The sequence below is a fragment of the Nocardioides pymetrozini genome (assembly GCF_046058985.1).
Classification (GTDB): domain Bacteria; phylum Actinomycetota; class Actinomycetes; order Propionibacteriales; family Nocardioidaceae; genus Nocardioides.
Genome location: NZ_CP175556.1, coordinates 1,779,692 through 1,796,719 on the forward strand (window position 1 = coordinate 1,779,692; position 17,028 = coordinate 1,796,719).

21 protein-coding genes are annotated in these 17,028 nt (G+C 72.6%); 16 read left to right on the forward strand and 5 right to left on the reverse strand.

Annotated features, from left to right (window positions below; translation table 11 throughout):
• Positions 1 to 73: 73 nt before the first annotated feature.
• From hisH to ACJ5H2_RS08710, 4 genes are read left to right on the forward strand one after another with little or no spacing between them, the layout of a single operon-like run.
• Positions 74 to 724: an imidazole glycerol phosphate synthase subunit HisH gene (gene hisH, locus ACJ5H2_RS08695; protein ID WP_408899171.1), complete on the forward strand. Its 651-nt coding sequence runs from the start codon at positions 74 to 76 to the stop codon at positions 722 to 724.
• A 26-nt stretch (positions 725 to 750) separates the two neighbouring features.
• Positions 751 to 1,488: a bifunctional 1-(5-phosphoribosyl)-5-((5-phosphoribosylamino)methylideneamino)imidazole-4-carboxamide isomerase/phosphoribosylanthranilate isomerase PriA gene (gene priA, locus ACJ5H2_RS08700; protein ID WP_408899172.1), complete on the forward strand. Its 738-nt coding sequence runs from the start codon at positions 751 to 753 to the stop codon at positions 1,486 to 1,488.
• Entirely contained in the window at positions 1,485 to 2,261 is a 777-nt protein-coding gene (gene hisF / locus ACJ5H2_RS08705) for an imidazole glycerol phosphate synthase subunit HisF (protein WP_408899173.1), read from the forward strand. The genes priA and hisF overlap by 4 nt, the downstream gene beginning before the upstream one ends.
• Before the next feature lie 17 nt (positions 2,262 to 2,278).
• Entirely contained in the window at positions 2,279 to 2,623 is a 345-nt protein-coding gene (locus ACJ5H2_RS08710) for a hypothetical protein (RefSeq protein WP_408899174.1), read from the forward strand.
• Between the two features lie 4 nt (positions 2,624 to 2,627).
• On the opposite strand, the gene ACJ5H2_RS08715 is transcribed toward ACJ5H2_RS08710, so the two are convergent.
• On the reverse strand, positions 2,628 to 2,807 hold the full coding sequence (locus tag ACJ5H2_RS08715) for a hypothetical protein (RefSeq protein WP_408899175.1): 180 nt from the start codon (positions 2,805 to 2,807) through the stop codon (positions 2,628 to 2,630).
• Between the two features lie 382 nt (positions 2,808 to 3,189).
• Here ACJ5H2_RS08715 and ACJ5H2_RS08720 point away from each other — a divergent pair, with 382 nt between their 5' ends.
• Positions 3,190 to 4,461, forward strand: coding sequence for an HNH endonuclease (locus tag ACJ5H2_RS08720; RefSeq protein ID WP_408899176.1), 1,272 nt, complete (start codon positions 3,190 to 3,192; stop codon positions 4,459 to 4,461).
• Positions 4,462 to 4,527: 66 nt separating this feature from the next.
• Here the strand turns inward: ACJ5H2_RS08720 and ACJ5H2_RS08725 are convergent, their stop codons facing one another.
• The gene (locus ACJ5H2_RS08725) at positions 4,528 to 4,893 is read right to left on the reverse strand and encodes an MmcQ/YjbR family DNA-binding protein (RefSeq protein ID WP_408899177.1); all 366 of its coding nucleotides are present in this window, start codon (positions 4,891 to 4,893) and stop codon (positions 4,528 to 4,530) included.
• A 19-nt stretch (positions 4,894 to 4,912) separates the two neighbouring features.
• Positions 4,913 to 5,881, reverse strand: coding sequence for a TIGR03885 family FMN-dependent LLM class oxidoreductase (locus ACJ5H2_RS08730; protein WP_408899608.1), 969 nt, complete (start codon positions 5,879 to 5,881; stop codon positions 4,913 to 4,915).
• A gap of 135 nt (positions 5,882 to 6,016) precedes the next feature.
• Between ACJ5H2_RS08730 and ACJ5H2_RS08735 the strand changes: the two genes are divergently transcribed.
• The 6 genes from ACJ5H2_RS08735 to ACJ5H2_RS08760 are packed head-to-tail and all read left to right on the forward strand — an operon-like array spanning position 6,017 to position 11,375.
• Positions 6,017 to 7,795 (forward strand): ABC transporter ATP-binding protein, encoded by a 1,779-nt coding sequence (locus ACJ5H2_RS08735; protein WP_408899178.1) that lies wholly within the window; start codon positions 6,017 to 6,019, stop codon positions 7,793 to 7,795.
• A 19-nt stretch (positions 7,796 to 7,814) separates the two neighbouring features.
• Positions 7,815 to 9,632: an ABC transporter ATP-binding protein gene (locus tag ACJ5H2_RS08740; RefSeq protein ID WP_408899179.1), complete on the forward strand. Its 1,818-nt coding sequence runs from the start codon at positions 7,815 to 7,817 to the stop codon at positions 9,630 to 9,632.
• Between the two features lie 42 nt (positions 9,633 to 9,674).
• Entirely contained in the window at positions 9,675 to 10,034 is a 360-nt protein-coding gene (gene hisI, locus ACJ5H2_RS08745; protein WP_408899180.1) for a phosphoribosyl-AMP cyclohydrolase, read from the forward strand.
• Complete coding sequence (locus tag ACJ5H2_RS08750) at positions 10,027 to 10,662, forward strand: Trp biosynthesis-associated membrane protein (RefSeq protein WP_408899181.1); 636 nt, start codon at positions 10,027 to 10,029, stop codon at positions 10,660 to 10,662. Before hisI ends, ACJ5H2_RS08750 begins: the two co-directional genes overlap by 8 nt.
• A gap of 58 nt (positions 10,663 to 10,720) precedes the next feature.
• Positions 10,721 to 10,921 (forward strand): HGxxPAAW family protein, encoded by a 201-nt coding sequence (locus ACJ5H2_RS08755; RefSeq protein ID WP_408899182.1) that lies wholly within the window; start codon positions 10,721 to 10,723, stop codon positions 10,919 to 10,921.
• Positions 10,922 to 10,937: 16 nt separating this feature from the next.
• Entirely contained in the window at positions 10,938 to 11,375 is a 438-nt protein-coding gene (locus tag ACJ5H2_RS08760; protein WP_408899183.1) for a DUF2752 domain-containing protein, read from the forward strand.
• Positions 11,376 to 11,391: 16 nt separating this feature from the next.
• Here the strand turns inward: ACJ5H2_RS08760 and ACJ5H2_RS08765 are convergent, their stop codons facing one another.
• Together ACJ5H2_RS08765 and ACJ5H2_RS08770 are read right to left on the reverse strand one after the other, a co-directional pair.
• On the reverse strand, positions 11,392 to 11,826 hold the full coding sequence (locus ACJ5H2_RS08765) for a DUF4190 domain-containing protein (RefSeq protein WP_408899184.1): 435 nt from the start codon (positions 11,824 to 11,826) through the stop codon (positions 11,392 to 11,394).
• A 79-nt stretch (positions 11,827 to 11,905) separates the two neighbouring features.
• Positions 11,906 to 12,238, reverse strand: a complete 333-nt coding sequence (locus tag ACJ5H2_RS08770; protein WP_408899185.1) for a DUF4190 domain-containing protein — start codon at positions 12,236 to 12,238, stop codon at positions 11,906 to 11,908.
• Between the two features lie 198 nt (positions 12,239 to 12,436).
• Here ACJ5H2_RS08770 and trpC point away from each other — a divergent pair, with 198 nt between their 5' ends.
• The 5 genes from trpC to lgt are packed head-to-tail and all read left to right on the forward strand — an operon-like array spanning position 12,437 to position 16,888.
• Positions 12,437 to 13,243 carry an indole-3-glycerol phosphate synthase TrpC gene (gene trpC / locus ACJ5H2_RS08775; protein ID WP_408899186.1) on the forward strand — a complete coding sequence of 269 codons (807 nt, stop codon included), beginning with the start codon at positions 12,437 to 12,439 and terminating at the stop codon, positions 13,241 to 13,243.
• Entirely contained in the window at positions 13,240 to 14,454 is a 1,215-nt protein-coding gene (gene trpB / locus ACJ5H2_RS08780) for a tryptophan synthase subunit beta (protein ID WP_408899187.1), read from the forward strand. Before trpC ends, trpB begins: the two co-directional genes overlap by 4 nt.
• Entirely contained in the window at positions 14,451 to 15,272 is an 822-nt protein-coding gene (gene trpA, locus ACJ5H2_RS08785; RefSeq protein ID WP_408899188.1) for a tryptophan synthase subunit alpha, read from the forward strand. The genes trpB and trpA overlap by 4 nt, the downstream gene beginning before the upstream one ends.
• Positions 15,259 to 15,861, forward strand: coding sequence for an SCO family protein (locus tag ACJ5H2_RS08790; RefSeq protein ID WP_408899189.1), 603 nt, complete (start codon positions 15,259 to 15,261; stop codon positions 15,859 to 15,861). Before trpA ends, ACJ5H2_RS08790 begins: the two co-directional genes overlap by 14 nt.
• Positions 15,862 to 15,886: 25 nt before the next feature.
• Entirely contained in the window at positions 15,887 to 16,888 is a 1,002-nt protein-coding gene (gene lgt / locus ACJ5H2_RS08795; RefSeq protein WP_408899190.1) for a prolipoprotein diacylglyceryl transferase, read from the forward strand.
• Positions 16,889 to 17,028 lie beyond the last annotated feature (140 nt).

The following is a 17,028-nucleotide window of genomic DNA, read 5'->3' on the forward strand; positions in this document are numbered from 1 at the left end:
CCCACCCGGTGGTTGAGGTGCGAGGAGCGCTAGCGACGAGCCTCGAAACCACCCCCGCCGCCCACCCGGCCCGATGACCGCCCCCACCCCCTCCGTCGTCGTCCTCGACTACGGCTCCGGGAACCTGCGCTCCGCCGTCCGCGCGGTCGAGCGCGCCGGCGCGGCGGTCACCCTGACCAGCGACCTGGACACGGCGATGGAGGCCGACGGCCTGCTCGTCCCTGGCGTCGGGGCCTACGAGGCGTGCATGCGCGGGCTGCGGGAGATCCGGGGCGAGCGCGTCATCGCGCGCCGTCTCGCCGGAAACCGCCCGGTCCTCGGGATCTGCGTGGGCATGCAGATTCTCTTCGAGCGCGGCATCGAGCACGGCGTCGAGACCGACGGCTGCGGCGAGTGGCCCGGCGTCGTCGAGCGCCTCCAGGCGCCGATCGTCCCCCACATGGGCTGGAACACCGTCTCCGCTCCCGAGGGCACCCGGCTCTTCGCCGGGCTGGAGGACCAGCGCTTCTACTTCGTGCACTCCTACGGCGTCCGGGACTGGACCCTGGTCACCAACGACCGCACGCCCGAGAGCCACCAGCCGCTCGTGACCTGGGCGGAGCACGGCGGTGACCGCTTCGTCGCGGCCGTGGAGAACGGACCGCTCTGCGCCACGCAGTTCCACCCGGAGAAGTCGGGGGACGCGGGCGCCCAACTGCTGCGGAACTGGGTGACCTCGCTGTGAGCACCCCCGTCCCTTCGGAGGATGACATGCCTGACTACCTCGAGCTGCTGCCTGCCGTCGACATCAAGGGAGGCCAGGCCGTCCAGCTGGTCCAGGGCGTCGACGGGTCGGAGAAGCGGTTCGGCGACCCGATCGAGGCCGCGCTGCGCTGGCAGGAGGCCGGGGCGGAGTGGATCCACCTCGTCGACCTCGACGCCGCCTTCGGGCACGGCAACAACCGCGAGCTCCAGGCCGAGATCGTCGGGCGTCTCGACATCCAGGTGGAGATGAGCGGCGGCATCCGTGATGACGAGTCGCTCGAGGCCGCCATGGCGACCGGGTGCCGTCGGGTCAACATCGGCACCGCCGCCCTGGAGCAGCCGGAGTGGTGCGCGAAGGCCATCGCGACGTACGGCGACCGGGTGGCCGTCGGCCTCGACGTCCGCGGCCGGACGCTCGCCGCGCGCGGCTGGACCAAGGAGGGCGGTGACCTCTACGAGACCCTTGCCCGCCTCGACTCCGAGGGGTGTGCGCGCTACGTCGTCACGGACGTGAACAAGGACGGCATGCTCCAGGGCCCGAACCTGCAGCTGTTGGAGGACGTCTGCACCGCGACCTCGCGACCCGTCGTCGCCTCCGGCGGGGTCACGACGCTCGACGACATCCGCGCGCTGATGAAGCTGGTCCCCCTCGGGGTCGAGGGTGCCATCGCCGGCACCGCCCTCTACACCGGGCAGTTCACGCTCGAGGACGCCCTGGCCCTCACCAGAGGTGGGCTCGTATGAGCCTCGCGGTGCGGGTCATCCCGTGCCTCGACGTCGACGCCGGCCGGGTCGTCAAGGGCGTGAACTTCCAGGAGCTGCGCGACGCGGGCGACCCGGTCGAGCTGGCCCGGACCTACGACGCCGAGGGCGCCGACGAGCTGACCTTCCTCGACATCTCCGCCTCGCACGAGGGTCGGGCCACGACCATGGACATCGTCTCCGCGACGGCCGAGCAGGTCTTCATCCCGCTCACCGTCGGCGGGGGAGTCTCCTCGGTCGAGGACGTCGACCGGCTGCTGCGTGCTGGCGCCGACAAGATCGCCGTCAACACCGCCGCCATCCGGCGGCCCGAGCTGATCGCGGAGATCGCGGACCGCTTCGGCAACCAGGTGCTGGTCCTCTCCGTCGACGCTCGCCGCGTGCCGGCGGGATCGGAGGTCCGCACGGACTCCGGCTTCGAGGTCACGACCCACGGCGGCCGCACCTCGGCCGGCATCGACGCCATCGCGTGGGCCGTGCGCGCCGCCGAGCTCGGCGCGGGCGAGATCCTCCTCAACGCCATGGACGCGGACGGCACGACGGACGGCTTCGACCTCGAGCTGATCCGTCAGGTCCGCGCCGAGGTCTCCATCCCGGTCATCGCCTCCGGCGGCGCGGGGGCAGTCGAGCACTTCCCGCCCGCGGTCGAGGCCGGCGCCGATGCCGTACTGGCCGCCACGGTCTTCCACTTCGGCACCCTGCGGATCGCCGACGTCAAGGCCTCGCTGTCCGCCGCAGGTGTGCCTGTCCGCTGACCGGGGAGGGTCCGGCCATGAGCTACGACGTGTACGAGCCGGGCGCGGCGCCCGAGCCCGCGCCCACCGGCAGCGACGGACCCGGCAGCGACGGCCCGTGGCGGGTGGCGATCGAGTACTCCAACAAGGGCGAGGCCAAGCCGCCGACGCTCGTCCAGATCGGTCGCACCGAGCACGCCGACCGGGCCACCGCGATCCTCGCGGCGGCGCGCGCCGCGCGCGAGTTCAGCCCACCCGACCCGTGGTCGGAGCGCAAGCGCGAGATCTTCCGGGACGGCCCGGACGGCTTCCTGGTCGTGATCGTGGGTGCGGCGTCCACCTTCCACATGAGCGTGCGGATCGTGGCCCCGGTCCAGGCGTAGTGGTCTAGGGAGCGGACAACCCGTCCGCCCCGGAGTCGGCCAGGTCGCCCGCGCCGCCCGTCGGAACGTCGCGGGCCGGCGGTGTGCGGAGGTCAGGCCCGTCCCTGCCGGCGCCGGCACAGCCGCTCGTCACGACGGCGACGGTCAGGCAGAGGACCCCGAGGCGGATACCGAGAATGTCCATGCCGACAGGATCGCTCGTTCGCGACCAGCGTGGTGCCGTCTATCCACAGGGGTGGTGCTGAGGGTTGAGTCGTCACTTCCGACCCGTCGAGTCGTCGGTTCTGGCCCGCGGGTTGGTGTCGTGTCCGTTTCGGGTTTGCTGGGTGCCAGGTTGATCTTTCGATGGACGTGGTTGCGCGCCGCTTCGGTTGAGCTGGTTGGCTGGACGCCGCTGCTGGGCGTCAGGAATGTGCCCGTCTGACCCCTGTGGTTGCGGTGGTCTCGGTCCACCTTCGTCACGTCATGTTGCAGTGGTTGTTCACACCCTGCCGGACGGGTTTCGCCTGTCCCCAGGCGGGTTTTCTCCCGTTCGTTGTGTCGTAGGTCGGTGGGAGAATCCAGTCATGGATCTCGGGACCACGGCTCGTTCGACAGCAGTGCTGCTGTCCGAGCTGCGTGCGGGTGTCCAGGACCGTGAAGCCCTGGTTGTCCGGGAGTGGGTCGGGATCGTGGAGTGGGCCAGCGCCCATGTGGTTGCCGGTCCGGAGGGTGCGGCGACGATCACGGAGGGTTATCTCGACACCGGGGTTCCGCTCGCGGGTGAGGGGGCTCCGCTGGTGTCGGAGTTCGGGCTGATGGAGCTGATCGCGGTGCTCGGCCGCAGCCCTGATGGTGGGAGGGCGTACGTCGGCCGGGTGATCGAGTGCGCCTGGCGACTGCCCCACGTCTACGACGCGGTGGTCGCCGGACGTCTTGCGCCGTGGCGGGCCGAGCGGATCGCCGAACGCACCCACGGCCTCAACGCCGACGCGGCCGGGTTCGTGGACCGTCAGCTGTTCGACGCCACCGGTGTCGGGTGGGCCCAACTGGACCGGCTCGTCACCGAAGCCGTGCTGCGGTTCGACCCGGCCACCGCCGAGGCCGAACGAGCCGAGGCCGCGGACGGGCGGCGGTTCGACATCGACGCCGACGTCGACGACCACGGCCTCGTCACCATCTCGGGGTTGTTGGACGCCGCCGACGGGCACGACCTCAACCTCGCTGTCGCACGGCGTGCCGAGGTTCTCGGCCGGCTCGGCGACCAGTCTTCGCTCGACGTACGCCGCTCCAAGGCCGCCGCGGAGCTCGCCCGCGCCGACCTCGCCCTCGATCTCCTCATCCCTGACCCCGACACCGGCGAGGTCGTCGCGACCGTTCCCGGGCGGAAGGTGGAGCTCAACGTCCACATCACCGACACCACCCTCACCGGAGACAACCCGGTCGGTCGGTGGGAGCAGGGCAACGGCCCCATCAGCAGCGAGCAGATCCGGGAATGGCTGCAGGCCCACGACACCACCATCACCGTCCGCCCGGTCATCGACCTGACCGACCACATCCCCGTCACGAGCTACGAGGTCCCCGACCGCCACAAACGAGCCGTCGCCCTCAGGGATCACACCTGCCGCTTCCCCAGCTGCACCCGCCCCGCGACCCGCTGCGACATCGACCACTCCCAGCCGCACGGCGACGGCGGACCGACCTGCCCCTGCAACGAGGTCCCCCTCTGCCGACGCCATCACCGCGCGAAGACCCACTCAGCATGGTGCTACGACACCCCGACCGCGGGCACCTATGTCTGGACCAGCCCGAACGGCCACGCCTTCCGCGTCGACCACCGCGGCACCCACCCGGTCTAGGCACCCCGCCCCGCACCCCGCAGGACCACCACCTGCGGGGCCGTCGGCACGTCCTGTCCGGTGGCGTCAGGCGTCCCATCCCGCCGGTCGTTGCGACTTCGGGAGCTTGCCGACGACGGCGGCGTACGACGCGTCGACGGCGTCGAGCAACTCGTCGTCGGGGATGGCGCCCGCGAGGGCGAGGTCGTTCCAGCCGGAGCGGCCGATGTACGGCATCACGCTGGCATCGTGGGGATAGCGGTACAGCCACTCGTCGGCCACCTCGCGGGTCGCGCCGGCCTTGACGCCGACGTGGTCACGGGCGAGGAAGGCGAAGATCTTGCCGCGCTCGCCCTCGCCCACCTTCACGACGGGGAACTCGTGGTCCCAGGGGTTGTCCGGCCATGCGCCCGGCTTGGCGAGGCAGTGCTCGAGCAGGGTCTCGACGTCCACGACGCAGACGCTAGCGGCCTCACAGGTCCCGGCGCTGCAGCCGCGGCAGCACCCGCTCGCCGAAGGTGTCGAGGAAGCGCTCCTGGTCGCGGCCCACCTGATGGAGGTAGACACGGTCGACCCCGAGCTCGGCGTACGCCGCCAGCCGCTCGACGTACCACTCCGGGTCGGTCTCGATCCACACGCTCGAGCGCAGGCCGTCGACGCCGATGTGCTGGGAGGCGGCGTCCACCTGCTCGGGGAGGGCGAGCTCCTCGTTGAGGATCGGGGGCAGCGCGTTGGCGCGCCACTGGTCCAGGGCCTGGGCCTCGGCCTCCTCGGTGCCGGGCGCCCAGGACAGGTGGGCCTGCACGTGCACCGGCTTGCCCTCCCCGCCGCCCTCGCGGAAGGCCTCGACGACGGCGGTCAGGTCGCGGTCGGGCGCGTTCACGGTGATCAGGCCGTCGGCCCAGCTCGCCACCTCCCGCGCGGTGGCGGGGGAGAGGGCGGCGGCGAACAGCGGCGGGGGCTCCGCCGGTAGGGACCACACCCGCGCCGCCTGGACGCTCACCAGCCCGTCGTGGGTGACCTCCTCTCCGGCGAGGAGGCGACGGATGACGGTGGCGCACTCGGCGAGCCGTCGGTTGCGCACCGCCTTGGGCGGCCAGGGCCGGCCGGTGACGTGCTCGTTGAGCGCCTGCCCGGACCCGAGGGCGGGCACCAGGCGACCCGGGAACATCTCGGTGAGCGTGGCGATCGCCTGGGCGAGGATCACCGGGTGGTAGCGGTCGCCGGGTGCGGTCACCACACCAGCGGGGAGGGACGTCGTCGCGAGGACGGCGCCCAGCCACGACCAGGCCAGGCCGGACTCGCCCTGGCGCAGGCTCCACGGCGCCAGGTGGTCGGAGGAGAGCACGGCCGCGAAGCCGGCCTGCTCGGCACGGGCGGCGGCGGTGAGCAGGCGTGACGGCGCGAACTGCTCGTGCGACGCGTGGTAGCCGACCTGCATCACGAAGGGTCCTCGTCGATCCTCACGCATCGCTCGGTGCCCCGGACGCGGCGGAATAGCCGTCCGCGTGCCACAGTTACGGCTCGTTGCGCCCCGCACGCCGCGAGGCGCGCAGGCGGCGGGAGCAGGGAACAGGTGGCGACGGCAGGCAGCACCACGGGTACGACGTCCGCCGGGTTCGGCGTGCTCTGGGTGGCGATCAAGCGCGAGCCGTGGATCTTCGCCGTCTCGACGATCGGCAGCGTGCTCTTCGGCGCGCTGACGGTGGCCGACGCCTGGGTGCTCGGCTGGTCGACCGACCACGTCGTGCTCCCCGCCTTCCGCGACGGGGAGATCGGCGCCGGCCTGCTGTGGGCGGTGCTCGGGCTCTTCATCGGCGTCGCGATCCTGCGCGCCGTCGGCATCGTCGCCCGGCGGCTCGGCGCGGGCGTGATGCAGTACCGCATGCAGGCGCGCAGCCGCCGCGCGGTGACCCGGCAGTACCTGCGCCTGCCGATGGCATGGCACCAGCGGCATCCCACCGGCGAGCTGCTGTCCAACGCCAACGCCGACGTCGAGGCGGCCTGGGGCCCGATCGCGCCGCTGCCGATGGCCGTCGGCACGGTCGCGATGATGGTGATCGCGGTGGCGCAGATGCTGCTCACCGACCTGGTGCTCGCCGCCGTCGGGCTGCTGGTCTTCCCCGTCGTGATCGGGGTGAACGTGGTCTACCAGCGGCTCGCGCAGGGCTGGGCCACCCGGGCGCAGGAGCTGCGCGCCGAGCTCTCCGAGATCGCGCACGAGTCCTTCGACGGCGCGCTCGTCGTCAAGACCCTGGGGCGCGAGCCCGAGGAGACCGCCCGCTTCCGGGCCAAGGCCGAGGAGCTGCGCGAGGCCAACATCCGGGTAGGCCGGATCCGCGCCGCCTTCGACCCGACGCTCGCGGCGCTGCCGAGCCTGGCGGTCCTCGTCGTGCTGGTGATCGGCGTGCACCGCGTCGTGTCCGGCGCGACCGTCGCCGGCGACGTGGTGACGGTGTCCTACCTGCTCACCGTCGTGGCCTTCCCCATCCGCTCGATCGGCTGGCTGCTCGGAGACTTCCCCCGCAGCGTGGTGGGCTACCGCCGCGTGAGCGCGGTGCTGGCCGCCTCCGGCGCGATGGAGTACGGCGACCGCCCGCCGCCCGCGCAGACCGGCGGCGCCCGGCTGGAGGTCGACCGCGCGGCCTTCGGCTATGTCCCCGGCCGACCGCTGCTGCGCGAGCTGACCTTCGACGTCGCGCCCGGCCGCACGGTCGCGCTCGTGGGCGCGACCGCCTCGGGAAAGAGCACGCTCACGACGCTGATCGCCCGCCTGGTCGACGTCGACGAGGGCGCGATCCGCGTCGACGGCACCGACCTGCGCGAGCTGCGCCGCGGCGGCCTCGCCGAGGTGCTGGCCGTCGTACCGCAGACCGCGTTCCTGTTCGACGACACCGTGCGCGGCAACGTGACGCTGGGGGCGGACGTGACCGACGACGAGATCTGGGCGGCGCTGCGCACCGCCCAGGCCGACGGCTTCGTGGCAGCCCTGCCCGACGGCCTCGACACCCGCCTCGGCGAGCGAGGCACCTCGCTCTCCGGCGGTCAACGGCAGCGTCTCGCCCTGGCCCGCGCTCTCGTCCGTCGACCGCGCCTGCTCGTCCTCGACGACGCCACCTCGGCCGTCGACCCCGAGGTGGAGGCCAGGATCCTCGCCGGCCTCGGCGAGGAGGACACGACGCTCGTGGTGGTCGCCTACCGCAAGGCGACCATCGGCCTGGCCGACGAGGTGCTCTACCTCGTCGACGGCCGGATCGCCGACCGCGGTCCGCACGAGGAGCTGGTCGCCCGCAACCCCGACTACGCCCGCCTCGTCAACGCCTACGAGACCGAGCACGAGGACGCCACCGCATGAACCACCCCACGGGACCCCGATGAGCACCGCCCTCCGCGCTCCCGCGCAGACCCAGCTCTCCACCGGCGAGGACATCGGTGCGTGGGAGACCATCCGCCGCGGCGTGAGGCACTCGCCGGAGCTGGTCGAGGGGATCGGCTGGACGCTGACCCTCGCGGTGCTGGCCTCCGTCGGCCAGGTGGTCGTGCCGATCGCCGTCCAGCAGACCATCGACAAGGGGCTGCGCGGCCCGGGCGGTCCCGACCCCGCGTTCGCCACCTGGCTCGCCCTCGCCGCGGCCGTCGCCATCGTCGTCACCAGCTGGGCGTCGTACGCCATGACCGCCCGGCTGTTCACGACCGCCGAGCGCGGCCTCGCGACGCTGCGGGTCAAGGCCTTCCGGCACGTCCACGACCTGCCGCTGCTGACCCAGAGCACCGAGCGTCGCGGCGCCCTGGTCTCGCGGGTGACCAGCGACGTCGACCAGGTCAGCCAGTTCCTCGTCTTCGGCGGCCTGATCTTCGTCGTCAGCGTCGGCCAGATGCTGATCGCGACCGTCGTGATGATCGTCTACAGCTGGCAGCTGGCCCTCGTCGTGTGGATCTGCTTCGCGCCGCTGTTCTTGAGCCTGCGCTACTTCCAGCGCAAGCTCGCCGCCGCCTACGGCACCGTACGACGCCAGGTCGGCGTGCTGCTCTCGGCGGTCTCGGAGCCGGTCGTCGGCGCCGCGGTCGTGAAGTCCTACGCGATCGAGGCGCGGACCCAGGAGCGCATCGACACCGCCATCGACGCCCACAAGGCCGCCAGCACCCGGGCCCAGGGCTTCACGGCGTTCTCGTTCAGCCTCGGCGGCATCTCCGCCGGGTTCGCGAACGCCGGCGTGCTGATCGTCGGCATCTGGCTCGGCCAGGGCTTCGCCTGGGGCGAGGGGATCACCGCCGGCGAGGTGCTCGCCTTCGCCTTCCTGGTCACCCTCTTCGTGGGGCCCGTGCAGATGGGCACCCAGATCCTCACCGACGCCCAGAACGCCATCGCCGGCTGGCGTCGGGTGATCGGGATCCTCGACACGCCCGCGGACCTCGTCGACCGGGGCCCCGACGGGCGCAGCCTGCCGAAGGGCGCGATCGACGTGCGCTTCGAGGACGTCTCCTTCGCCTACCCCGGCGGCCCGCCGGTGCTGAGCGGCATCGACCTCGAGATCCCGGCCGGCCAGCGGGTCGCGGTGGTGGGGGAGACCGGCTCGGGGAAGTCGACGATCGCGAAGCTGCTCACCCGCCTGATGGACCCCGCCGAGGGCCGGGTGCTGCTCGACGGCATCGACCTGCGGGAGATCGCCGAGAGCGCGCTGCGGCGCAGCGTCGTGCTCGTCCCACAGGAGGGCTTCCTGTTCGACGACACCCTCGCCGCCAACGTCCGGTACGGCCGGCTCGGCGCCACCGAGGAGGAGATCCGCGACGCCGCCGACGCCATCGGCCTCGGCGACTGGCTGGCGGCCCTGCCGGACGGCCTCGCGACGAGGGTGGGCCAGCGCGGCGAGGCGCTGTCGGCGGGGGAGCGCCAGCTCGTCGCCCTGCTGCGCGCGCAGCTCGCCGACCCCGACCTGCTCGTCCTCGACGAGGCGACGAGTGCGGTCGACCCCGAGCTGGAGACCCGGATCGCGCGCGCCCTCGAGCGCCTGCTGAGCGGCCGGACCTCGGTGACCATCGCGCACCGGCTCTCGACCGCCGAGGCGGCGGACGTCGTGGTCGTCGTCGACCGCGGTCGCGTCGCCCAGCACGGGCCGCACGCCGAGCTGGTCCGCCAGGAGGACTCGCCCTACGCCCGGCTGCACGCCTCCTGGGTCGCCCAGCAGGGGTGACCAGCACGGGTGAGCCGGGGTGCGAGGTTGGATAATGGGCCGGTGACCTCTCCGGATCGACCTACCGAGCTGCCGGCCGAGATCGTCGAGCGGCTCCGGCGCACCGCCGACGGGCTGGTGCCGGCGATCGTGCAGCAGCACGACACCGGCGAGGTGCTCATGCTCGCCTGGATGGACGACAGCGCGCTGCACCGCACCCTCACGACCGGCCGGGCGACCTACTGGAGCCGCTCGCGCCAGGAGTACTGGGTGAAGGGGGAGACCTCGGGCAACCCGCAGCTCGTCAAGGAGGTGCGCCTCGACTGCGACGGCGACACCCTCCTCGTGAAGGTCGACCAGGTCGGCGTCGCCTGCCACACCGGCGCCCGGACCTGCTTCGACGAGGGCCTGCTCGGTGGCTGACGGCGACGGCGGGCGCCGCCGTACCTTCGGGCCGGTCGCGCTGGTCGGCATCGCGGCCAGCGGCTTCGCCGCAGTCGCCGGGCACCGCGAGATGCTGTCCATCCCCGAGGCGACCCTGACCGCGGCCGGCGGCCTGGCGCCGACCCTGCAGGAGCGCTCGGTCGAGTTCCCCCTCGCTGGCGCGTCGGCCCTGGTCGCGCTGGCGGCCTGGGGCGTGCTGCTGGTGACGCGGCGGCTGGTCCGCCGCGCGGCGGCGGTCCTGGCCCTGGTCGCGTCGGTCGGCATGCTCGTCGTGGTCGTCGTCGGCGGGTTCGTCCAGGACGGCGACGCGGCGGCCGACCTGGCCGCGCGTCTCGGGCTCAACGCGGCGGCCGTCGAGGTCGACCGCACCGCGTGGCTCTGGGTCGCCCTGGCCTGCTCCGTGGTCGCGATGCTCGCGGCCGGCGCGGCCGTGCGCCTGGTGCCGTCGTGGCCTGAGATGGGCAGCCGGTACGACGCCCCGACGGCGGGCACCACCGCGGGTGGTGCCGCGGCGACACCGGCAGCGAGCGGCGCGGACCCGGCCGAGCAGTCCAACCTGGACCTGTGGAAGTCGCTGGACGAGGGCCACGACCCCACTGCGGAGTGAGCGCCGCGACCCCCTAGAATCACAAGCCGATCCACCGAGAGCGAGGAGTTCCCCACTCATGGCCGATAACCACGGCAACACCCCCGCGGCCTGGACCGCCGTCCTCGTGTCGCTCGTCGGCTTCGTGGTGGGCGCGATCGGCATGTCCGTGAGTCCGCTCAACTGGCCGCTGTTCTGGATCGGCACGGCCGTCGTCCTCGCCGGCGGAGTGGTCTTCCTCGTCATGGCCAAGATGGGCCTGCACGAGTCCGGTCACTGACCCGGACCGCACGACCATGACGCTGGCTGCCGAGCCGGTCCGTCCCGAGGCTCGCCGCCGCGGGCGACGGATGGCGGCACCGGCGGTGGTCGTGGGCGGCCTCGCCGCCGCCACTCTCGCGCTCCGGCTGCGAGACCCGCACACCTCGGGCAGCTGGGGTGCCTGCCCCTTCGCTCTGGCGGGCATCAGCTGCCCCGGCTGCGGCGGCCTGCGCGCCGTCAACGACCTGACCCATCTCGAGCTCGGGGCGGCCGCGTCGAGCAACCTGCTGCTCGTGCTGGCGCTGCCCCTCGTCCTCTACGCCCTCGGGCGATGGACGAGGGGAGCGTGGACCGGCCGAGGCTGGGCGCTGTCCTCGCGGGCGACGATGTTGACCGCCGGGGTCGTGCTCGCCGCGATGGCGGTCTTCACGGTGCTGCGCAACCTGCCCGCCGGGTCGTGGCTCGCGCCCTGAGCGCTCCGCCGACGGGTCAGCTGTAGTAGCTGTAGTCGAACGCGCCCACCGCGAAGACCAGGATCACGCTCGCGATGCCGAGCGCGATGCCGAGCGCGCCGGTGATGATGCCGGCCAGCGCGAGACCGTCGCCGGTCTTCATGCCGTGCGCGTCGCGGATCTCCTTCTTCGCGAGGATCCCGCAGATCACGCCGCCGAGTCCGACCACGCCGAGGATGCCGCAGCAGCACACCCCCACGAGGCCCACGATGCCCGCCACCAGCGAGACGACGGCCAGGACGGACTGCTGGGGGGCCTGGTATCCGTAGCCGGGCGGGCCGTAGCCGCCGGGCGCGCCCGGACCGCCGTACCCGCCGTAGCCGCCGGGACCGCCGTACGGGGTGTACCCGCCGGGCTCGCCGCCCGGCGGAGGCGGAGGCGTGCCGTACGGCGGGCGCTCGTGGTAGCTCATGGTCGTCCTTCGTCGAGAGCGCGCGAGCGGGGCCGGGGCTGGTGCCCGACCCCGCTCGAGGGTGTCGCTGGAGGTGCCGTCAGTAGAGGGAGGCGCCGGCCGCGAGCAGGATGATGTTGAGGATGATGCCGAGCGCGGACAGGACCGTGCCGATGATGCCGCAGATCCAGCCGGCCTTGATGACGCCGGCGTTGTTGTAGTTCGCGGTCTTGCTCTCCTCGAGGGCCTTCTTGCCCATGATGATCGCCGGGATGCCGGTGAACAGTCCGCAGCACACCAGGCTGAGGATGCCGAGGATCAGGATCGTGGTGCCCTTCGGGTGGTCCCCTCCGGTGGTGAATCCTCCGGCGCCGTAGCCACCGGCGGGCGGCGGGGGCGGGGTGCCGTAGTTCGGCGGCTCGTTGTAGCTCACAGTGGGTCCCTTCTCAGGAGGTCTGCGGGTGTCGGGCGGCCCGACCGAGTTCCGGGCGGTGTGTGGAACCCTAACGGCCGCGTGCCACACTCGACACCACGCGTCGGTGTTTCGGTGCCGTCGGACCCTGCCCCTCGCGGCGGGTCCGCGAAACCTGCCCAGCGGACCAACCAGAATCGATCGTCACGGAGGCGTCACATGTCGGCCCCCCAGGCCTCCCAGCCCACGGTGCTCGACGGGATCGTCGCCGGAGTCCTCGAGGACCTCGCCGCCCGCCAGGCCGTGACGTCCGAGGCGGACCTGCGCGCCGCTCTCGCCGACGTCGACCCCGCCCGCGACCCGATGCCCGGCTTCCGGGCTCCCGGCTCGAGCGTGATCGCGGAGGTCAAGCGCAGGAGCCCGAGCAAGGGCGCGCTCGCCGACATCCCCGACCCTGCCGCCCTCGCCCAGGAGTACGCCGCCGGCGGCGCGGGCGCGATCAGCGTCCTCACCGAGCAGCGTCGCTTCGGCGGCAGCCTCGACGACCTGCGGGCGGTGCGCGCGGTGGTCGACGTGCCCGTGCTGCGCAAGGACTTCATCGTCACCGAGTACCAGCTCCTCGAGGCGCGTGCTGCCGGGGCAGACCTGGCTCTGCTCATGGCGGTCTCGTTGCCCGGCGAGCGCCTGCGCCGCCTCCACGACTTCGCGCGCGAGCTCGGCCTCACGGTCCTGCTCGAGGTGCACGACGAGGAGGAGACGGCGCGGGCCGTCGAGGTCGGCGCCGAGCTGGTCGGCGTCAACGCCCGCAACCTCAAGACGCTCGAGGTCGACCTCGACGTCTTCGGGCGGCTCGCGCCGCTCATCCCGGACGACCGGGTCAAGGTCGCCGAGTCCGGCATCCTCGGACCCGACGACGTCGCCCGCTTCGTCGGCGAGGGCGCGGACGTCGTCCTCGTCGGCGAGGCACTCGTGAAGGACGGCGCGCCGCGCCAGGCAGTCGCAGCAATGACGGGGATCTCTGCATGAGCAAGTACGACGCCGACACGCTCGGCTGGTTCGGTGGTGCGGGCGCGTTCGGCGGCCGCTTCATGCCGGAGGCGCTGATCGCGGCGCTCGACGAGCTCGACGGGGCCTGGCAGGAGGCGATGGCCGACCCGGCCTTCACCGGCGAGTTCGACCGGCTGCTGCGCGAGTACGCCGGCGTGCCGAGCATGCTCTACGAGGCCACCCGGCTCTCCGAGGTCGCGGGCGCGCGGATCCTGCTCAAGCGGGAGGACCTCAACCACACCGGCGCGCACAAGATCCGCAACGTGCTCGGCCAGGCGCTGCTCACCAAGCGGATGGGCAAGAGCCGCGTGATCGCGGAGACCGGAGCCGGGCAGCACGGCGTGGCGTCGGCCACCGCCGCGGCGTACCTCGGGCTCGACTGCACCGTCTACATGGGCGAGGTCGACACCGAGCGGCAGGCCCTCAACGTGGCGCGGATGCAGCTGCTCGGTGCCGAGGTGGTCCCGGTGACCAGCGGCTCGCGCACGCTCAAGGACGCCATCAACGAGGCGCTGCGCGACTGGGTCGCCAGCGTGGACGAGACGGCCTACCTCTTCGGCACCGCCGCCGGACCGCACCCCTTCCCGAGCCTGGTGCTCAGCTTCGTGCGAGGGATCGGCGACGAGGCCCGCCAGCAGTGCCTCGACCTGACCGGCGCGCTCCCCGACGCGATCGCGGCCTGCGTGGGCGGCGGGTCCAACGCGATCGGGCTCTTCGCCGGCTTCGTCGACGACGCGGAGGTCGACATCTACGGCTTCGAGGCCGGGGGCGACGGCGTCGAGACCGGTCGCCATGCCGCCACGATCTTCGCGGGCTCCATCGGCGTCCTGCACGGCGCGCGGACCTTCGTGCTCCAGGACGAGGACGGCCAGACCATCGAGTCGCACTCGATCTCGGCCGGCCTGGACTATCCCGGGGTCGGGCCTCAGCACTCGGCGCTGTCGGCGGCGGGGCGGGCGACCTATCTCCCGGTGACCGACGCGGAGGCGATGGACGCGATGGCGCTGCTGGCGCGCACCGAGGGCGTCATCCCGGCGATCGAGTCGGCGCACGCGGTGGCGGGAGCGCTCAAGGTGGCCGCGGAGCGGCCCGGACAGACGCTGCTCGTCAACCTCTCGGGGCGGGGGGACAAGGACATGGGCACGGCCCTGGAGTACTTCGGCCTGGGCACGGCGGGGGAGAAGAGTTGAGCAGCACGAGCACCGCGTTCGAGAAGGCGCGGGCCGAGGACCGCGCGGCCCTGGTGGGCTACCTGCCCGCCGGCTTCCCCGACGTCGAGGGCAGCATCGCCGCGCTCCGGGCCATGGTCGCGGCAGGCTGCGACGTCATCGAGATCGGCCTGCCCTACAGCGACCCGGTCATGGACGGCCCCACCATCCAGGCGGCCGCCCAGCAGGCGCTCGAGGCCGGCGTGCGCACGACCGACGTGCTGCGGGTGGTCGAGGCGGTCGCCGCGACCGGCACGCCGACCCTCGTGATGACCTACTGGAACCCGATCGAGCGGTACGGCGTGGAGCGGTTCGCTCGCGACCTCGCCAGCGCCGGGGGAGCGGGCCTGATCACCCCGGACCTGACACCGGACTTCGCCCCGGAGTGGATCGCCGCCGCCGACGAGCTCGACCTGGACAAGGTCTTCCTGGTCGCGCCGTCCTCCACCGACGAGCGGGTCGCGATGACCACCGCCGCCTGTCGCGGCTTCGTCTACGCGACGGCCGTCATGGGGGTCACCGGCGCACGGGCCACGACCAGTGACCTCGCCGGCCCCCTCGTGGCGCGCGCCAAGGCGCTCGGGCCCTCCGGCTCCCCCCTGCCGGTCGGCGTCGGCCTGGGGGTGAGCAACGGCGCGCAGGCGGCCGAGGTGGCCGCCAAGGACGGCATCGGCGCCGACGGCGTCATCGTCGGCTCGGCCTTCGTCCGCGCCCTGCAGGACCACCCCGGTGACCGCGCGGCCGGCCTGGCCGCGCTGACCGCGCTGACCGAGGACCTCGCGGGGGGTGTCCGTGCGTAGGCTCGCGGCCCTCGTCGTACTGCTGGGCCTGGTCGTCTCGGCCTGCACCAGCGAGCCGGAGGAGAGCTTCACGGGCAGCCGGCTCAAGAACCCCTACCAGGCCGCCGACATCGCGCTCACCGACACCAGCGGCGCGCCGTACTCCCTCGGCGCGGACACCACGAAGCCGCTCACGATCGTGTTCTTCGGCTACACCAAGTGCCCGGACTTCTGCCCGATGGTGATGAACAACCTCGCGGCGGCCATGAACCGCCTCGACGCCGCGGACCGCCGACGCGTCGACGTCGTCTTCGTGACCACCGACCCGGCCCGCGACGACCAGAGGACGCTGCGGGCCTACCTGGACGGCTACGACAAGGAGTTCATCGGCCTGACCGGCGACCTCGAGAGCATCATCGAGGTCGGCGACCCGCTGCACGTCTACGTCAACGACGGCGTCAAGCTGCCCTCGGGCGGCTACGACCTCGGCGGCCACTCCACCTTCACCCTCGCTCTCGACAGCGACCACCAGGCGGTCGCGCTGTGGAACCAGGAGACCTCCAGCGCGGAGTTCGCCGCGGACATCCACACGCTGCTGACCGAGGACTGACCACCCCGAACGACCAGGAGTCGCCGTGCTTCCCGAGCTCATCACCGCCAGCATCCCGAGCCCCGCGGAGGGCGTGTGGCATCTCGGGCCGTTCCCGCTGCGGGGCTACGCGCTGTGCATCATCCTCGGGATCGTCGTCGCGATCTGGATCGGAGAGCGCCGGTGGAAGGCGCGCGGCGGCACGATCGGCGAGGTCCAGGACGTCGCGATCTGGGCGGTCCCGTTCGGCCTGGTCGGGGCGCGGCTCTACCACGTCGCGACCGACTGGAAGAACTACTTCGGTGCGGACGGCAACCCGGTCGAGGCGCTCTACGTGTGGCACGGCGGGCTCGGCATCTGGGGCGGCGTCGGCCTCGGCGCTGTCGGCGCCTGGATCGGCGCGCGCCGCAAGGGCATCCGGCTGCTGCCGCTCCTGGACGCGCTCGCGCCGGGGGTGCTGGTCGCGCAGGCGATCGGCCGCTGGGGCAACTGGTTCAACCAGGAGCTGTACGGGCGCCCGACGGACCTCCCGTGGGGCCTGAAGATCGACAGCGACCACTTCAGCGGTGCCTACAAGGCGTCGCAGGACTACCAGGACGCGTTGGCCGCGAACGGGGGCATCCCTCCCGAGTTCGTGACCTTCCACCCCACCTTCCTCTACGAGTGCCTGTGGAACCTCGCGGCGTTCGCGCTCATCGTGTGGCTCGACCGGCGCCTCCGGCTGGGCCACGGCCGGGTGATGGCGGCGTACGTGATGGCCTACACCCTGGGGCGCGGCTGGATCGAGTACATCCGCATCGACGACGTCCAGCTCGACGACGTCCTCGGCCTGCGCTTCAACGTGTGGACCTCGATCGTGCTCTTCGTCCTGGCCGCCGCGTACTACCTGTGGTCGCTGCGCCACCGGCCCGGCCGCGAGGAGAGCGTGTACGTCGACGGCCGGGACCCCGACGCGCAGCAACCCGACACGGAGGAGCCCGCGGACCCGGCCGAGCGGGCCGAGCGGGCCGATGTGACCGGCGACGCATCCACGGACGAAAACGGTTGAACACACGCAGTTGACATGCTGCTAACCTGAGGGCTCCGCCGCGTGGGCCAATGCTGTCCCCTGCGCCCCACCTTCTGTGGTCCGATCCGTCGAGGACATCCGGACACAGACGTAGTCGACGGGAGAACCCAGGTGCCCTC

What these genes read in the sequence shown, in the direction of transcription:
- hisH (WP_408899171.1), top strand. Translation starts at nt 74, where the DNA reads ATGACCGCCCCCACCCCCTCCGTCGTCGTCCTCGACTACGGCTCCGGG.
- priA (WP_408899172.1), top strand. Translation starts at nt 751, where the DNA reads ATGCCTGACTACCTCGAGCTGCTGCCTGCCGTCGACATCAAGGGAGGC.
- hisF (WP_408899173.1), top strand. Translation starts at nt 1,485, where the DNA reads ATGAGCCTCGCGGTGCGGGTCATCCCGTGCCTCGACGTCGACGCCGGC.
- ACJ5H2_RS08710 (WP_408899174.1), top strand. Translation starts at nt 2,279, where the DNA reads ATGAGCTACGACGTGTACGAGCCGGGCGCGGCGCCCGAGCCCGCGCCC.
- ACJ5H2_RS08715 (WP_408899175.1), bottom strand. Translation starts at nt 2,807, where the DNA reads ATGGACATTCTCGGTATCCGCCTCGGGGTCCTCTGCCTGACCGTCGCC.
- ACJ5H2_RS08720 (WP_408899176.1), top strand. Translation starts at nt 3,190, where the DNA reads ATGGATCTCGGGACCACGGCTCGTTCGACAGCAGTGCTGCTGTCCGAG.
- ACJ5H2_RS08730 (WP_408899608.1), bottom strand. Translation starts at nt 5,881, where the DNA reads ATGCAGGTCGGCTACCACGCGTCGCACGAGCAGTTCGCGCCGTCACGC.
- ACJ5H2_RS08740 (WP_408899179.1), top strand. Translation starts at nt 7,815, where the DNA reads ATGAGCACCGCCCTCCGCGCTCCCGCGCAGACCCAGCTCTCCACCGGC.
- ACJ5H2_RS08755 (WP_408899182.1), top strand. Translation starts at nt 10,721, where the DNA reads ATGGCCGATAACCACGGCAACACCCCCGCGGCCTGGACCGCCGTCCTC.
- ACJ5H2_RS08760 (WP_408899183.1), top strand. Translation starts at nt 10,938, where the DNA reads ATGACGCTGGCTGCCGAGCCGGTCCGTCCCGAGGCTCGCCGCCGCGGG.
- ACJ5H2_RS08765 (WP_408899184.1), bottom strand. Translation starts at nt 11,826, where the DNA reads ATGAGCTACCACGAGCGCCCGCCGTACGGCACGCCTCCGCCTCCGCCG.
- trpC (WP_408899186.1), top strand. Translation starts at nt 12,437, where the DNA reads ATGTCGGCCCCCCAGGCCTCCCAGCCCACGGTGCTCGACGGGATCGTC.
- trpB (WP_408899187.1), top strand. Translation starts at nt 13,240, where the DNA reads ATGAGCAAGTACGACGCCGACACGCTCGGCTGGTTCGGTGGTGCGGGC.